This window comes from Vibrio sp. STUT-A11, from assembly GCF_026000435.1.
In the GTDB taxonomy this organism is placed as follows: domain Bacteria; phylum Pseudomonadota; class Gammaproteobacteria; order Enterobacterales; family Vibrionaceae; genus Vibrio.
Genome location: NZ_AP026764.1, coordinates 778,742 through 795,151 on the forward strand (window position 1 = coordinate 778,742; position 16,410 = coordinate 795,151).

Consider the following 16,410-nt stretch of genomic DNA (forward strand, 5'->3'; position numbering starts at 1 on the left):
TTATTCAAAGGCGTATTGTTTGCTCACACCGATATGTGAATGACAAATTTGAGTACGAAAATGCCAAAGATTAGTGACTGGAAAATCATTGCTACTGAGGGGCCAACCGTAGACGGGCGCAAGATTACCCGTGATTGGATTGAGCAAATGGCGGCAAGCTATGACCCGAAAGAGTACACCGCGCTAATCTGGCCAGAGCACCGTCGATTTTATGGCTACGGTGAAAACTGGGGCAAAGTTGTTGAGCTTAAAGCGGAAGAAGAAAGCGGCAAGATGCGTCTGTTTGCGAAGCTTGAGCCAAACGAATTTATGCTGGAAGCCAACCGCAAAAAGCAAAAGTTGTTCACATCCATCGAGCCAAATCCCGATTACAAGGGTGAAGGGCGTTGCTATTTAACGGGCCTAGCTGCGACTGACTCCCCAGCCTCCACAGGTACCTCGCTCCTTCAATTCTCTCGCCAATCTGGTGAAACCACCGAATTAGAGTGCAGCGTGTTGGAAGAAGTCGATTTTTCCGAGTGCTTCACACGCAAAGACCGCTTTTTCGCGGCATTCAATGAATTTTTCTCTTCTGGCGATGAAGTGCCAGAAACTCCATCAAAAGTAGAGGACACCGACGTGACCGAAGAGCAACTTAAAGCAGCACTGAAAGAACAGTTTGCTGCATTCAAAGGCGAGTTCAAGCAAGAGCTGAAAGAAGAGTTCAACTTGCAAGACGAACCAGAAACGCCAGAGCCAGAAGAGAAGGGAACAAGCGTTGAGCTGTTCTCTGCCACTCTGGACGAAAAACTAAAACCGTTGGCTGAGAAAGTGAACGGTCTTGAAAACCAATTCGCTGAACTTTCGAAAGAAGTTCCGGGGCAAGAACCAGACGGTTCTGGTGCTGACGATAAATTCTCTATTAAGGACATGATGTAATGCTGAATGCGATTTCAACTCAATACCTACAAGAGTTCTCTGCAACCATGTTGACAAGTGCAGGCGCGTCAGCAGGTCAAAACATGTTTAACCTAACGCCGCCAATGGAAACCAAGCTGCGTCAGGCAATCATGCAGTCAGATGCCTTCTTAGGCATGATCGCGTTGCTGCCTGTACAGCAAATCAAAGGCCAGGTTGTTGATGTCGGTAACGATGGTCTATCAACAGGTCGCGGCAACAATGAGCGCTTTAGCGTAGAAGTAGGCCAAAGCGGTAACACTTACGAGTTGGTTAAAACTGACTCTGGCGCGCACATTCTTTGGGAAACCATGACTCAATGGGCGAACTCAGGCTCTAAAAATGAATGGTTGAAGATGATGCAAAATGCCATCTCGCGCCGTTTCGCTCTCGATATTCTGCGCGTTGGTTTCAATGGTACATCGGCTGCAGCGGTAACAGACCCAGTGGCTAATCCGCTTGGTCAGGATGTTAACAAAGGCTGGCTGACCATCGCCAAAGAGAAGAAAGCGAGCCAAGTCCTTGCCTCGGCGCAACTCGACCCAACTGGCGCAACCGCGGATTCCTACAAGAACCTAGATTCGTTGGTTCAAGACCTGATCAATACCACGATTGCACCAGAGCATCGTCAAGATCCTGATTTGGTCGTGATGGTTGGTTCTAACCTGGTTGCAGCAGAACAGCACCGTCTATTGGAAGCGGCAAATACACCAACGGAACACAAAGCCGCACAGCAGTTAGCTAAAACCATTGCGGGTAAACAGGCCTATACGCCGCCTTTCTTCCCTGCCGATATGGTTTTGGTCACCAACACTAAAAACCTGCAAGTACTCACGCAGGAAGGTACGCAGTGGCGCAAGCAAAAGAACGATGAAGACACACTTCGCTTCAAGCAAAACCATATCCGTATGGAAGGTTATGCAATCGGCAACCTGAACAAGTTCGCTGCGATTGAAGCGGTGACCGTTGTTGAGCCTGCAGCTTAAGGAGTGATGCATGGTTAGCCCATTAGCAAGACAGCGTCGACAGCTCATTGAAAAGCAAGCTAACCAGTCTGCACCGGAAGCCGTTTCCGGTGCAGATACCGACAGCCTGCACATCAAGCTGATTGAATTTGAAGAAGACCGCAAGTATTTGCGCTCATTAAATGCCATCGCTGATCGAATTAAGCACAAGCGTGAAGTGCTGGTACCGAAGTACAAGCCGTATGTTCAGGCCTACTTAGAAAGTGGCGAAGCGTTCGAAAACCCAATCTTTACCAACTTGGTGGTTTGGCTATTCGACGTTAAAGAGCTGGATTCCGCGATTGAGTGGTGCATGAAAGCCATTGAGTTGGACTTGCCAACACCAGAAAACTTTCGCCGTGATTGGCCGACATTCTGTGCTGACGAAGTGTTGGCATGGGCGGAGCAAGAATCTGAACGTGGTCATTCCATCGAGCCTTATTTCTCCCAGGTATTCGAAAAGGTAGAGAAAGATTGGCGCTTGCACGAGAAGGTTCACGCTAAGTGGTACAAGTTCGCGGGTTTATACCTGATTCGAAATGAAGAAGGCCAGCCGCAAGCTACAGCTGTTGGCAACGTAGAAACGTTGGAAAAAGCATTGACTCTACTTCAACACGCGCACGATAAGAACAGCAAAGTGGGGGTGGCTACCCAAATCAAGAAGATTGAAGCCCGTATTCGCGCCATTAACGAAGGCAAGAACCTGTAAAGACTCCTACGCCACCGCGCCTCGGCTGGTGAGGTAAGAGAAGCCAATAGGCTAACTCGATACCGTCGACCCAGTGGCTTAGAGGCGCCCTAATTTAAATAAGCAAGGAACCGTTATGAGCTTTGGCGGAAATGTTAACAGCGCAGTCGATATCGCCATACCAGGTGAAGGGTGGCCGGATTTATCCACGGCTGAATTCCGCAGTTTACGCCGTGTTCCCCATACGTTTGATAACGACTCTTTGAACTATGCGATGACCATCGCCGCGCTGAACATTCAAGAACGATTAGAAAGCATGATCATCGACGGCGAAAAGCCAGTGCTGAGCGCACCGAAAACCATGCTCTACAAACGTGCGGTTTATGGTCGGGCTCATGCTGAGCTGCTGAAAGAGTTTGCGACCCAAGACCGCCGAAAAGAGGGTGAAAGCGTAGCAACGGATGAACCGGAACAAGAGGCACGTTTTCTCGCCCAGAGTAACAAAGATGTGCGGGCGCTACTTGGCCGCAGTGCTAATGGGATTGACTCGATATGAGCGAAACCACTTACAACAAAACCAAGCTGGAACACCTGACGGATTACATCGTCAGTCACCTGAATTCCAATGTGCTCGATAACAAAATCGACGCTTGGCAGGAAAACGGCACCATCGTGCCAAACGGTGAAGACCGAGGGAACGGCGGTTACATCGCTTGTCACTGGAAGTACAACGCAGTGATCAGCATTGAAGAGTTTCCGCATCGTCTGTTAGACCCTCGTTGTCTGCTGGCATTGGTTGCCTGTTGGCTGAGCGATTACGACACCACGCGTAATGAAGATGAGTTAGGCGACCCAGACCTTTCGGTTGATGTGATCAGCAGTGAAGTCGCCGACGTTGCCATTGAACTGGAAATGATGGAGCCGATAGAGCTAATTCCTGACCCAGCGGGAATGATCACTTGGCGAGGGGAAACCTACCGAGTGCAGGCAGTTGAAATCTACACCGCAGAAGAAGCGGAGTTGGTGAATGAAGCCGCAAATTAAGGTCAATGAGCGCGATGTGCTCAATATGCAGGAAAAGCTGGCCATGCTGGCTCTGCCACCTAAAAAGCGAGTTTGGATACTGAAAACCCTTGGCCGTTGGGAAAAAGCCAATACACGCAAACGCATTCGCTCCCAAAAAGACATTAACGGAAGCGCTCTGCAGCCAAGGAAAGGAAAAAAGAAAGGCAAAGTTTTAAAGCGGATGGCAAAGGGCTTAACGCCTTATGTAAGAAACGCCAACCAGCTTGATTTGACTTGGAGTAACAAGTTAACCGCAAAAATAGCAGCAAGGCACCACCTTGGTCAAAAGCAAAAAATGACCAAGCGCCAAATGCAAAAGCGATGGGGCAAACCGGATTACTCAGCGCCTTGTACCAAAGGGCAAGCGAGAAAGCTAAGAGAACTGGGTTACACGGTACCGAGAAAAAGCGGTAAAGGACGAAAGAAACCCAGTTTACGTGAGTTGATGGCAACCATCACCCATGGACAAGCAGGACAACTTATTCGAGAACTCTCTAATCAGCCAAATATCACCAGTTGGGATATTCCATTAGCAGAGCGTCAGATTCTCGGTAGTAAAGAACGTGAAGTGAACCGCCAGCTCATCAAGATATTTGAGCAGGCAAAACAGAGGAAATAACCAATGGCAACCGGAAAGGTAGAGGTTAACAATCTCAATTTGGCACAAGGCGGTATCCCTGAGATAGAACGTCACGTGCTTTTCATCGGGCGTACTGACAAGGCAGAGTTGCAAGGCCAGGTTACCCGCATTAATAACATGACCAACCTTGACGAAGTTGTCGCTGATGATGCGCTTGGTCTGAACGTGAAAGCCGCCCAACTTAACGGCAAACAAAACTGGACGGGTGCGATTGTCGGCTTAGGTGTCGATGATACCTGGCAAGCCGCCGTTGAGTTAGCGAACCTGAGCGACTCTTTCGAAGGCATCGCCATTTGTGACCCGGTCGCAGTTAAAACTGAATTCAACGATATGCAGTCGAAAGCAACCGAGCTGACCAGCAAACTTGGTCGTTGGGTGTTCTTCCTTGCCGCTTGTGCGGGTATCGATTCAACGCCTGATACAGGCCAAACGTGGGCAGAGTACGAAACCGCCATGCTTGATCTGGTGAAAGATGTTTCTGCCAACCTCGTGACACCCGTTCCTCAGCTTAACGGCAATAACCTAGGTGTGTTGGCTGGTCGTTTGTGTGACCGAAGCGTCACAGTAGCAGACAGCCCAATGCGCGTGGCAACTGGCTCAGTATTGAGTTTGGGTGACATGCCAACGGACAGTGCAGGTAAAGCGTTACAGATGAGCACCATCGCTACGTTGGCCGACGCCCGTTACTCACTGCCGCAATGGTATGCCGACTTAGAAGGAGTGTATTGGTCAGATGCATCCACCTTAGAAGCCAAAGGTGGTGATTATCAGTACCTCGAATACGTTCGCCCGGTTCACAAGCTTAACCGCCGTGTACGTATCAAAGCGATTCGCCGTATTGCCGACCGCATTCTCAACTCAACGCCACCGAGTATTGAGCTGAACCGCACTTACTTCCGCAAAGACATGCGTGATATGTCGAAGACCACTGAGATTGGCGGGATTACGTTCCCTGGTGAAATCATGCCGCCAGAAGATGGTGATGTGACTATTCAGTGGATGACTAAAACCAAAGTAGTGATCGGTTTGATGGTTCGCCCTCATAACTGCCCGAAACATATCGTGGTCAACATCGCGCTTGATCTTACTAACCCTGCAGATTCGGAGGCGTAATCCATGAGAATTTCTGGCAAGAACATGCATTTCTCTTTGGGTGACTACAAGCTCAAAGCACAAAAAGTCACGTTATCCATTACCGACAATTCCGCCATCAATAAAACCTCTGGTGTGCCAGATGGTTACGTTGACGGGGATGTTGAGGCTAGTGGTGAAATGGAGCTGACCACGCAGCAATTCAACCTGTTAAGCAAAGCAGCGAAACAAGCCGGATCTTGGCGTGGAATGCCTGATTTTGACGCGCTGTTCTACGGCAAGATTGATAAAGACGAGCTCAAAATTGAAGCCTTCGGATGCCGTATCAAAATCTCTGATCTACTTGATGCCGATTCGAATGGAGGTAGTGCATTAGTTCACAAGCTTCCGTTCGAAGTGACCAGCCCGGACTTTGTCAGCATCAACGGTGTGCCGTACCTGCGTCCGGATGAAACTGAAGACTTGGTTCAATAACAAGGAGGCATGATGGCAGATGTTATCGACCATGCCTGCGGTCTTGAAACCCAGTTCACAGAAGTGGCGCTTGCCAACCAATTGGCAAGGGCTAAGCGAATTGAAAAACGGGAAAGCGCACATGAATGCGGCGAATGTGGCGACCCAATCCCAGAAGAACGCCGCCAAAAAGTACCAGGTTGCGTCTACTGCACCCATTGTCAAAGCGAAATGGAGCGAATGACCCGATGAAGAATTTTTTGATGAAACGCCGTTACTTTGAACACGGCACCTACTCAACACTGCACCGTGCCGATGGTAGCCAGGTTTGTTGTGTAGTTGAGCGTCCTTGGCTAAACAACAAACCATCTCAATCGTGTATCCCAGAAGGTAACTACACGCTTTACCTACACCAATCGCCAAAGTTTGGTGAGTGCTACGCGTTGGAAAGCAAAAACCTTGGAGTAACTCGATACGGGCCAAGCCTTCGAACTCATATTTTGATCCATAAAGCGAATTCACCAAAGCAGCTTCAAGGCTGTTTAGCACCCGGTGTTGATTTTGGCTTTGTGGGTGACGAATGGGCAGTTATGAACTCAACCGCTGCATTTAACAACCTAATGGCTGAGCTGGGCGGTGAGCCTGCAAGCCTGACAATTCTAAAGGACTAGTGACATGAATTTCTTAACTGGAATCGTTGGCAAGACATTGTTGGAAGTACTGAAAGGCCTGTTCTTTCAAATTGGTTGGTCAATCATCCTTGAACGTTTCGCCACGCGCCTTGTGGTATGGGGCTTGGAAACCTTGAAAAGCCTTAGCACAAACGATGTTCTGCAAGAAACCGTGGACGACATCATCAATGCATTACAAGGCAAACGCTTGAAAGAAATTCCACAGAAGGAATAGCGATGGACCCAACCTGGTTATCAGCACTGGTTGCGCTTGCCACCCTTTTGGTGATGTTAACCGGTGCTCTTATCAGCAAGCTGTTTTCACTTTCTAAAGAGCTTGCTGAATACAAAACCCATGTGGCCGAGTACTACGCCAAAAAAGACGAAGTGAATGACGGCTTCGAGCGTCTGGAACGTCAGTTGGAAAATGGCCTCACACGAATTTACGAAACACTAAAGCGAGAAGCAGCATGAGCAAATCAATTGTACTAACGGTCAGTGATGCAGATATCACGTTCGTACCAACAGAAGCGGATTACAACGACTACATGAACGCGTTGGCACAGGGTGAAATCGTGAACTCTGCGCATAACTTTTTGATGAACACCGTTACAGAAGAAAGCAAAGAAGCCTTCCGTGAATTGACGAACGATAACCCAGGTGCAGCGATTCAGGTTGTGGGTGAAGTTCTCAAGGAATACACGCCGAAGCTGCAAATCAAAGTAAAAAAATAGATGCCCTTGTTCGGGCTATGGACTCCAACGAGCTCGAACAAATGCTCACCTGGCGCCGTAAGTGGTTGCCGGGTGAGGCAGACAGCGAAGAGAACCTTGCAAGGGCAATTTGGTTAGAGCGTCAGTATTGGGAAAACATGCAAGCTGCCACCGCTAACGGGGTTGCCAAGGCGTTTAGCTGATAAGGAACACGATGTTACCAGAAGCACTCAGATTTCAAGTTGGATTGATTGACCAGATTTCTAAACCTCTGGGCAATATTCAACGCAATTTGAATGATGTCACCAATACCTACCGTCAGGGTACTCATACCATGATGGCAGGAGCGGCAGGCATGGTGGGTGCTGGCTTTGCATTGCAACAAGCCTTGATGCCAGCGATTGAAATGGACAGGACGTTAGGTGAAGTGAAATCTCTTGGCGTTGCTAATGATCAACTAAAAACCCTAACCCAAACTGCAATGAAGTTTTCGGTTGAGTACGGTAAGTCGGCAACGGAATTCGTGGCGGCTTCGTATGATATCAAATCTGCGATGGGGGATATGACAGGTGATGAACTGGCGGGTGTCACAAGAAGCTCGGCTATTTTAGCCGCTGCGACTAAAGCAGATACGGCCACCATTACCAACTACATGGGTACCATGTACTCGGTGTTTAAAGACCAAGCAGAGCGGATTGGTAAAGACAACTGGGCTGAACAAGTAGCAGGTATGACCGCAAAATCCGTCGAGATGTTCAAAACGACGGGGCAAGGCATGTCAGATGCGTTTAAGGGAGTAGGCGCGTTAGGTAAAACTCACGGCGTGGCTATTCAAGAGCAAATGGCAGTTCTTGGCCTGCTGCAAGGCTCTATGACGGGAAGTGAAGCGGGGACTCGTTATAAAGCCTTTATGAGCGGCGTGGTAAAAGCGCAAGACAAGCTAGGCATGGCGTTTACCGACAGCAACGGGAAGATGCTGCCAATGTTCGACATTATGTCGAAACTGCGTAACAAATTTGGTGACTTAGACTCTCTTGAAGTTGGACAGATAAAAGATGCTTTTGGATCTGATGAGGCAGTGCTACTTGTCGCTGATTTGATCAATAAAACGGGTGACCTGCAATCGAGTGTAAAAGAGTTAAATGATGCCAGTAACCTAAATACGGCAATTGATATGGCCGGAGCAATGACCGACCAATGGGAACGACTCGAACAGGGGGTATTTGCGGTTCGCACTGCTTTCGGTGCGGCGTTGTTGCCTTCTCTCTTGCCAGTGATTTCGAGCTTGGCCGATGGGGCGGTGGAAATCATCGAATGGACAGAGATGTTCCCGAACCTGACAAAGTACATTGGTTTTGCTGCCATGGCGATTTTAGGTGCAGCTGCTGCAGGTGGTGCTTTTACCTTAATGATGGGTGTCGGTAAACAAGCCATGGCGACTTATATGCTCACCATGAAGATGTTTACAGGGGTGAACTTTTTACTAACCAAAGGAATGGCAGCGCTTCGAGTTGCAATGTTAGCGGCAAATATCGCAATGATGGCGAACCCCATTGGATTCATTGTTGGTGCTGTCGTTGCCGCAATCGCCGCAGTTGGTGCGCTGATTTTCTACTGGGATGACCTGAAAGCCTCGTTTGGTGACACAACATGGTTCCAAGTACTCGAAGGGGCGATCACTTTAATCACACTCCCATTCAGAGCGATGTTTGAGTTCATCAAGGCAGGTTGGCAATGGGTTATGAGCGGCTTTACCGACACCAGTGGTTTTGCCTTTATCGGTGATATGGCCAACTCAATGAAGGAAGTTTTTTCCGGAGTGTTTAATTGGATTACCCAGAGACTGGCGGGAATTTGGGACTCAGTGAAAGGGCTCATTGATTGGATACCTGGCTTCGGCGGTGATGATGAATCTACTCAAGTGAAATCGAAGTCTGTTCAAAGCGCTACGCCTCGTGCACAAATTCAACCAGGTGGCGCAGCCAAGAATATTGCCAGCTACCAAACCAGCTCGACCAACTACGGTGGAGTGGCGATTTATCCAACCTACATGAACAGCCCGCAAGACATGGCGAGTGAAATAGAAATGGCGGCAGGCTAATGGCGGATTACAAATACCAAGACATTTTGATTGAGAACGGGGATGTGGTGCTCGATGCAGGCCGCAACCCAATCTTGATTCAAGACCGAGCGGTGATCGCCCAAGACATCAAACATGCCATCATCGAGAGCAACTTAGCGGTGGATTTAATCGCTGAGCGAAGCCCGTCAAAGAAAGCCGATATCCGCACCAAGCTGGAATTGCTCGTTGAAGAAGACGTTCGATTGGTACCAGGTACCGTTCGTTTGGATGAACCAACCGAGGGCACGATTTACGTGTTCGCCGACACCATGGACTTTGGCGAGTTGCAATTAAAGATAGTGAATAACGGAGAGCGTTAATGACTGATATTCCAAAACCAGATTATTCCGAACTGGTGAAGCAATCCGGTATCCCAACCGATGAAGCAGGATGGAAGAAAGTACTCAAAGAGGAAATGGACAAAGAAGGTTCCATCATCTCAAATGACTCACCGTTCTCTCCATTTTGGCGACTCATTGAAGCCACGGTAGTGAAAGTCACGATGTGGCTCATCAATACCTTATTGGTTGGCTATGTCTTGCCGAACATGTTTGTCGCAACCGCCGTTGACCAATGGCTCGATTTGTTGGCGTGGCAATGCAAACTCACCCGAAAAGGCGCAACCAAAGCCAAAGGCATGATCGCCTTTCAACGTTCCGCAGCTAAAGGCCCTGCGTTAGTGATCCCCAAAGATACATGGGTTCAAACCGAACCGATTAACGGCACGATTTACCGAGTGAAGGTGCTTGCTGATACCACGATGCCAGAGAACGAAACCATGGTAATGGCAGAAGTGGAGGCGGAGAACGAGGGTGCGGCCTACAACTTAGGTGAAGGTTATTACCACATTTTGCCTACTGCAATTCCGGGCATTGGCGCGGTGACCAACCCTGCCGAATGGTTGAATGAAGCAGGGGCAGACAAAGAGAGCAATGACGAACTCCGCCTACGTATTCGTAACCAGTGGAGCGCAGTAGCAAGATGGCACATCGATGCAGCTTATCGCTCACTGCTCACCAGTCGCGCAGGCATCAACGACGACAATGTCTATTTTGAGCACAACGCACCGCGTGGACCAGGTACTGCAAACGCGCTCATCCTTTTAGACACGGGTGAACCATCTGCAGAAATGTTAGCGGATTTGAATGAGTACATCCGTGTCGAAGGTCAGCACGGTCATGGTGATGATCTGCAGGTGCTCGCCATGCCAGAAACGACCCACGATATTGTCTGCCGGGTTTGGCCGCTGCGTTCACTAACGATGGAAGACCGAGACGCACTACGCGTAAAAGTGGAGCAGTTCATTGGTGCTGCTTTCCGTGAGAACACTGATTACTCCCCAACAGTGACCAATCCTGTTCTTCGATTCAGTTTCTCAAGGTTAGGGCAGGAGCTGCATGCGCAGTTCTCAGAGATTGAATCCCTCGAGTTTGATAACGCTGACATCATTAACAATCTAACGGTACCGCGAATTAATACTCTGGGGGTGACGATTGAAAATTCCTGAGATTAACCTGCGTTACTGGATGGGCCGAGGCGAGCTGGCAAAGTTCGCCAGAGCCATGTGTAACTACTGGGAACATGTGAGAGCTGCATTCGAAATGCCACTGCAGCAGCATGAACCGTTAACCGCCCCAATGGCACTGGTGAATATTTTAGCGTGGCAACGAGAGATAGAACGCTTAGGGCAAGAGCCGGAAGAGTTATTTCGAATCCGTGTAGCTCACGCTTATGGCTTCGCGCGTGACGCAGGCACGATAGCTGGCTGGGAAGATATGTTCGCCAAGTTGGGTTATCCGCACATTGGGCAAGACGAGCGTTTGGCCAATGTGGATTGGGATGTAATCAGTCTAAAAATCCGCGACGGCGATTTAACCAACGTTCCCAAGCTGCTAGATACAGTAATCAGACAATACGGCAGAACCTGCCGCCGCTATCAATACACCAGTTATGTCGAAATGCCGTTGGCCGCGCGAAGCAAGAACGTCGAAGCGCAATACACCACGTCTCACGTTAAGACCAGGCTCAACGTTGGCATGCTTCCAAGTGTGCTGAACGTCGACTGCGAATATTACCAAGCCACAGTGAAGGGTTAAGGAATTACTAAAAATGGCAAATACCACTGACAAGTCAATTTTAACCGCCGCAGGTAAAGCACTGTTGGCACAGCTCAACGCTGAAGAAAAACCACTAATCATCGACAAGATGATATTCGCGAATGTACCAAACCGCCCAGAGTTCCCACAGCCAGATGATGTGGTACCAACTGATGACATTGTTCATCAAGAGCAGGTTGAACAACGTGGCAGACTTTCTGCAGACTCGGTGATTTACAGCACGACCTTGACCAGCGATGTTGGTCCGTTTGAGTTTAACTGGACGGGTGCTTACTGCTCTGAATATGGCGTATTAGTCACGATTGACCATCACGCGCTTACACCTAAAACAGCCGATGAGCCGGGTGTTGCGGGTAATACCTTGGTGCGTTCGGTCGTTCTTGAATATAAAGACATCGCGGAAATCACCAACATCACGGTGGATGCATCCAGCTGGCAATATAACGCCACTGACCGTATGAAGAAGATGGACAGCGATGTGGCGCAATCCATCATCGACCAGAACGGTAAAGACTGGTTTATCGAAGATGGCTTTCTGGTTACACCATCAGGCAGCGCTTACAACATCAAAGCGGGTGCCGGTTATGTTTCCGGCAATCGTGTGAGCTTGGAGTTTGACCGCAGCATTCAGGTACCCAACAAACCATCGTTTATTTACATCGATGCACACCGTGAAGGTACACCAACAGGTGAGCAGGTTACGCTTTTTGATTTTGTTATCACGGCCGAAGAGAAAGACGATTACATCGATTCATCAACAGGTAAATATATCCCGCATTTCGTGTGCAAGATTGCCGAGGTGTTGGCGGATGGCAGTGTGAGTGATTTGCGACCAGAAGATGAAGGGAAGATGTATGTTAAAAAAAGCATATCTGATGGAACATACTTAGCAACCAAAACAATTTCGGACATGATTAAAGGACACTCAGCAGGCTTGGGAGTTGTTGAGTTTAAGCATGGTCAAACTTGGAGTACTCAGGCTTATTTAATCGTTGATGATGAGCAGAGCAAGCTTGGCGCAGGCGAATACATTTATGATGCCAATAAGCCTAAGAGTCAGCATGATGGCGGTATTGTCATTTCACCAACGGTTCCATTTGATGGCAGTTTAGAGCAGTTACCTAGCTTCCTTGGGGGTGTTGAAGAGAGTGACCCCGACGGTATGGGGTGTTTTGTTAGGAAACTAACTAACTATGAAACACCAGAAATGTGGGGCGCTCAGGGTGATGGCGTGTCCGACGATATATTTGCTATATCAAGTGCGGATAAATCGTCTCCAAGTCGCCATATTAAATATCGTCCGGTAATTTATGCCGTAGGTAATCATCCGGAACATCCGCAGGGTTTTTCTCCTTCACGAGATAGAACCACCCATGAGGGGGTTGGCTTTAGTTGGGGGGGCGAAACAGGTCATACGATTTTAAGGTATATCGGCCAAATCATCGATGTCTTTGCACTGCTAAAGCTTTCTAGAGCAACTATAGGTTATGACACCAACAATTCGAGAAATTATCAAGCAAAGAACTTTAAGTTGGATTGTAACGCTCGATGCGGATTTGGCTTGTATGAAAACTATGCCAGTGATGATTCTTCGGCTGAAAACATTGTAGTCGTCAACGCGAGATACCGTGGTGTGCATGTTGTTAAGTCTTGGTACAACAAGCTCAAAGATATTGTTGCCTACAAAAACTATGGTTCGGGGCTGTCTTTTGGCATTCCTCTTGATAATTTGATACCAGATACGACAGAGAGGTTAGATGTCAATGGATTTGAGATACAACGTCCAAGAGCGCATTCTAACGGCCGTAAGTTACCGGATGAAAGTCAGTTGGAGTGGGAGGCTCGTCGATTTAACGAATTTGAAGGAAGAGTTGCTAACTGGGGGATTGGCATCGGTTTTGTTCACGGCTATAAGCAGACGAATCCGAATAGTGAGCACAACTATGGCCCAGGAATTTATCGAACCAATGCCGGCGGCTCAGATACCCGTGGTCTCATCAGTAGTGGCGGTTATGTAGAACGCAACTGTAATGAAGCTAAAATTGATGGAGTGAGCAGTAGGTATTGGGAAGTTTGGCATGATGGCGAAGGTTCGAGTACGCGTGGCGAAAAAATCACAGGCTTATGGTTTAACCCAGACTTAACGGGAGAATACGGCGCAGTAAAAATTGTTGGTACTCCAAAATCAGCCAACAAAAATGAATTAGTGAAGTTTGAGAAGTGCCCTAACATATCTATCCCCAATCCAGAGCATGATCAGTTTGGCAATGATTCGGATAGTGGCGGTAACAGTATGCCTGATCCGTTTAGGTCTCAATGCCAAACTATGGGTTTGTCTGGTTCAGCGGTAACAATTCGAGACCCACGAGATGGTTCGTCCAATCAGTTTGCGACGATTCGATACAATGCTTCATCCGCTTATGACAATAGCAAAGCGGTTGAAGTCTTGCCGAGAGGTAATGCTGAAGTCGCTTTCAAGATATCAATGAATGCGACAACGGGTGGTACGGATGGTCAAAGTGACTTAGGTACCCCATCTTTGCGATGGAAAGGGGGATTCTTTGTCGACTCACCTGCCGGGACTTCCGATGAAACTCAGAAAACAGATTTCAAAGCCATTCCTATAGAGTACGTCGATGCACTTTGTGAAATTGCAGATGATGTAGGAATTTGGCGCTGGATTACTGCAATCGCCAAAAAAGGTGACAAAGCTCGGTATCATGTGGGCCCAACCGCACAAGAAGTCTATCGTAAGTTCGAAGCTATTGGTATTGATGCGTTTCAATATGGCTTTGTTGGTAAAGACCCTGTCACGGAGATGGTGAAAGTCGGTGAGCAAAAAAATGAAGATGGCACCTATTCTCCAATCTATGAATCGAAGCCAATTAAAGATGAAGCTGGTAACCCTAAGGAGATTTGGAATATTCGCCACATTGAGCTGCTATATGCGATGCAATGGGCTTCAATGCAAAAACTGAACTCTATTATGTCGAGTAGTATATAGAGGTCATCATGCTAACCCTTAACGGCACTCAAATCTCACTTAAGAACCTGCGCATTAGCGTTCGCCAGCAGCTTGCTGGACAAGATATGTCCGGCCAGTCTTCATCGACTGACCAAGCCGAAACGGGCAACAAAGGCAAAGTGTTGTCCGTCAGTGGCGTGATCCCATTCAATAAGAGTGAAACCCTAAGTAACCTTTTCACCATGGCTGGCGGGCAAGATAACAGTGCCCGCCAGATTTACCGCATCAGCAACAACACGGCCGCGGCACTCAAAATTCGCCAGGTAAAGTTCCAAGGCACGATTCGAGCCGATGAACAAGAGAGCAACCGACAATGGAACGTCGCTTTCGAGTTGGTTGAGCACTTGTCCGTTCCTGAGCGTGTTGAACAGCGACAGGAAGATAAGCCAGCAACTCAACAGCAGGTGCAAGGGGTAACCACTCCGGTTGAAACGGGGCAAAGTGAAGACGTTCCACCGGATACCAGCGTCGAACTCACGGGCATCATGAAATTTCTCAAATCACTAGACGAAATATTGTCATAGGGGAGGTTATGGAACCAAACCATAAGTTTGTTTGCCGAGCCTATCTTGGTAGTCAAAAGGTTAAAGCAAAGAACCATCGCATTCTCTTTGATGTGAATACACCTGGTCGCTGCTCGATTTCTGTTGAAGGTTCTCCGAAGGTTAATACCATTATCTCGGTGGATATCGGGTGGGGTGACAGCATTTCGCGGGTATTTCTTGGTTACATCGAACGGGTTCAAGCATCAGAAAAAGGGTGGTCAGAACTGTTTTGTCGCGAGTTGGCGGCATTGTTGTTTAAGCCGATCGATATCACGCTTCGCCACCCAACGTTAATGCAATTACTCAGCGATGTGACCAACAAAACCGGACTGCAGTTTGTGGTACCAGAAGCGGCCTACAGTAAAACATCAATCCCTTGCTTTTACAGTGATGGTAATGGATATCGAGTGATGGATGAGCTGTCTCAAGCCTTCGGTATTGATGATCTATTTTGGCAGCAACAGGGCAACGGCCAAATCTATGTGGGCACTTGGAAAGACTCTTACTGGGCAGATAAGCTGGTTACCATTCCAGATAACTTGATGACCGGGCACACCACGGCCAAGTCAGTGAAAATACCCGCGAGCCCTAAGCTAAGACCGGGTGCAATCGTCAATGGCTTGCGCTTGGTTGGCGTTGATTTTCAAGGAACAGAGGTAAAGCTGACATGGACGTAAATGCAATTAAGCGGATCATCTTCCGACTGTTTCCTGAGCTGACCGGACGCTGGCATTTACCGCGTTGGGGTAAGGTGGTTGCGTTACCTGAGCTGCCAGAAGAGGGCGACATCTCTGATCGATTTTACCCGCATTACGCGGTGGACGTTCAGCTGCTTGATGAGAAGGGCGTGGAGTTCAAAGACAAATCACCACTTCAGGCCGTTCCGCTTCCGATACCAGGTGTGGGCGAATATGCTGGAAGACTTGAGCCGCCTGCAATCGGTAGCATTGTGGAAATAGGCTTTATGTTCGGCCAACCGGATAAGCCTTTCATTCGTTGTGTTCTGCCATTGGGATTCAAGTTACCAGCGATTAAGCAAGGTGAAAGCCGCTACCAACAACGCCAAGGTGTTTACCACCTGGTAGATGAAGCGGGCAACTTCGAAAGCAAGACAGACAAAGACAACGTCACCGAATGTTTAAACCAACGCATCAAAGTGTTGGAAGACAAAATAGAAGAAATCACAAACAACAAAACCACTACTGCTAAGAAGATCATAGAAGTCGCTGACCTCATCACCATGAATGGCGGTAAAGGGGTTGTGCAAGGTGACTGCATTTGTGCTTACACAGGCAAACCTCACTCTGATTTGTCATCAACAGTTAAGGCAGGTAAATAA

Annotated in this window: 22 protein-coding genes; all 22 read left to right on the forward strand. The window is 48.3% G+C overall.

What is annotated here, in order from left to right:
• Window positions 1–60: 60 nt before the first annotated feature.
• Window positions 61–918 (forward strand): GPO family capsid scaffolding protein, encoded by an 858-nt coding sequence (locus OO774_RS19145; protein ID WP_264908414.1) that lies wholly within the window; start codon window positions 61–63, stop codon window positions 916–918.
• Complete coding sequence (locus tag OO774_RS19150; protein WP_264908416.1) at window positions 918–1,922, forward strand: phage major capsid protein, P2 family; 1,005 nt, start codon at window positions 918–920, stop codon at window positions 1,920–1,922. The genes OO774_RS19145 and OO774_RS19150 overlap by 1 nt, the downstream gene beginning before the upstream one ends.
• 10 nt (window positions 1,923–1,932) lie before the next feature.
• Window positions 1,933–2,649, forward strand: coding sequence for a phage terminase small subunit (gpM, locus tag OO774_RS19155; protein WP_264908418.1), 717 nt, complete (start codon window positions 1,933–1,935; stop codon window positions 2,647–2,649).
• Between the two features lie 115 nt (window positions 2,650–2,764).
• Window positions 2,765–3,184 (forward strand): head completion/stabilization protein, encoded by a 420-nt coding sequence (locus tag OO774_RS19160; protein ID WP_264908419.1) that lies wholly within the window; start codon window positions 2,765–2,767, stop codon window positions 3,182–3,184.
• Complete coding sequence (locus tag OO774_RS19165) at window positions 3,181–3,672, forward strand: phage tail protein (protein ID WP_264908420.1); 492 nt, start codon at window positions 3,181–3,183, stop codon at window positions 3,670–3,672. Before OO774_RS19160 ends, OO774_RS19165 begins: the two co-directional genes overlap by 4 nt.
• The gene (locus tag OO774_RS19170) at window positions 3,656–4,312 is read left to right on the forward strand and encodes a virion morphogenesis protein (protein ID WP_264908422.1); all 657 of its coding nucleotides are present in this window, start codon (window positions 3,656–3,658) and stop codon (window positions 4,310–4,312) included. Before OO774_RS19165 ends, OO774_RS19170 begins: the two co-directional genes overlap by 17 nt.
• Before the next feature lie 3 nt (window positions 4,313–4,315).
• Complete coding sequence (locus OO774_RS19175; RefSeq protein ID WP_264908423.1) at window positions 4,316–5,446, forward strand: DUF2586 domain-containing protein; 1,131 nt, start codon at window positions 4,316–4,318, stop codon at window positions 5,444–5,446.
• Between the two features lie 3 nt (window positions 5,447–5,449).
• Window positions 5,450–5,899 carry a phage protein gene (locus tag OO774_RS19180; RefSeq protein ID WP_139060862.1) on the forward strand — a complete coding sequence of 150 codons (450 nt, stop codon included), beginning with the start codon at window positions 5,450–5,452 and terminating at the stop codon, window positions 5,897–5,899.
• Window positions 5,900–5,911: 12 nt separating this feature from the next.
• Entirely contained in the window at window positions 5,912–6,130 is a 219-nt protein-coding gene (locus OO774_RS19185; RefSeq protein ID WP_264908655.1) for a TraR/DksA C4-type zinc finger protein, read from the forward strand.
• Window positions 6,127–6,549, forward strand: coding sequence for a DUF5675 family protein (locus OO774_RS19190; RefSeq protein ID WP_264908427.1), 423 nt, complete (start codon window positions 6,127–6,129; stop codon window positions 6,547–6,549). The genes OO774_RS19185 and OO774_RS19190 overlap by 4 nt, the downstream gene beginning before the upstream one ends.
• Window positions 6,550–6,553: 4 nt before the next feature.
• Window positions 6,554–6,784 (forward strand): hypothetical protein, encoded by a 231-nt coding sequence (locus OO774_RS19195; protein WP_264908429.1) that lies wholly within the window; start codon window positions 6,554–6,556, stop codon window positions 6,782–6,784.
• A gap of 2 nt (window positions 6,785–6,786) precedes the next feature.
• Window positions 6,787–7,023: a hypothetical protein gene (locus tag OO774_RS19200; RefSeq protein ID WP_025589374.1), complete on the forward strand. Its 237-nt coding sequence runs from the start codon at window positions 6,787–6,789 to the stop codon at window positions 7,021–7,023.
• A complete protein-coding gene (locus OO774_RS19205; protein WP_264908433.1) occupies window positions 7,020–7,283 on the forward strand; it encodes a putative phage tail assembly chaperone in 264 nt (87 codons plus the stop codon). Before OO774_RS19200 ends, OO774_RS19205 begins: the two co-directional genes overlap by 4 nt.
• Window positions 7,284–7,300: 17 nt before the next feature.
• The gene (locus OO774_RS19210; RefSeq protein WP_264908742.1) at window positions 7,301–7,465 is read left to right on the forward strand and encodes a hypothetical protein; all 165 of its coding nucleotides are present in this window, start codon (window positions 7,301–7,303) and stop codon (window positions 7,463–7,465) included.
• Between the two features lie 11 nt (window positions 7,466–7,476).
• Window positions 7,477–9,363, forward strand: coding sequence for a phage tail tape measure protein (locus OO774_RS19215; protein WP_264908435.1), 1,887 nt, complete (start codon window positions 7,477–7,479; stop codon window positions 9,361–9,363).
• On the forward strand, window positions 9,363–9,704 hold the full coding sequence (locus OO774_RS19220) for a DUF2590 family protein (protein WP_264908437.1): 342 nt from the start codon (window positions 9,363–9,365) through the stop codon (window positions 9,702–9,704). Before OO774_RS19215 ends, OO774_RS19220 begins: the two co-directional genes overlap by 1 nt.
• Window positions 9,704–10,891 carry a baseplate J/gp47 family protein gene (locus OO774_RS19225; RefSeq protein ID WP_264908439.1) on the forward strand — a complete coding sequence of 396 codons (1,188 nt, stop codon included), beginning with the start codon at window positions 9,704–9,706 and terminating at the stop codon, window positions 10,889–10,891. Before OO774_RS19220 ends, OO774_RS19225 begins: the two co-directional genes overlap by 1 nt.
• Entirely contained in the window at window positions 10,878–11,480 is a 603-nt protein-coding gene (locus OO774_RS19230; RefSeq protein WP_264908441.1) for a phage tail protein, read from the forward strand. Before OO774_RS19225 ends, OO774_RS19230 begins: the two co-directional genes overlap by 14 nt.
• Window positions 11,481–11,493: 13 nt before the next feature.
• Entirely contained in the window at window positions 11,494–14,505 is a 3,012-nt protein-coding gene (locus OO774_RS19235) for a phage tail protein (RefSeq protein ID WP_264908443.1), read from the forward strand.
• Between the two features lie 8 nt (window positions 14,506–14,513).
• Entirely contained in the window at window positions 14,514–15,050 is a 537-nt protein-coding gene (locus tag OO774_RS19240) for a hypothetical protein (RefSeq protein ID WP_045607489.1), read from the forward strand.
• An 8-nt stretch (window positions 15,051–15,058) separates the two neighbouring features.
• A complete protein-coding gene (locus tag OO774_RS19245) occupies window positions 15,059–15,748 on the forward strand; it encodes a hypothetical protein (protein ID WP_264908447.1) in 690 nt (229 codons plus the stop codon).
• Window positions 15,739–16,410 carry a hypothetical protein gene (locus OO774_RS19250; RefSeq protein WP_264908449.1) on the forward strand — a complete coding sequence of 224 codons (672 nt, stop codon included), beginning with the start codon at window positions 15,739–15,741 and terminating at the stop codon, window positions 16,408–16,410. The genes OO774_RS19245 and OO774_RS19250 overlap by 10 nt, the downstream gene beginning before the upstream one ends.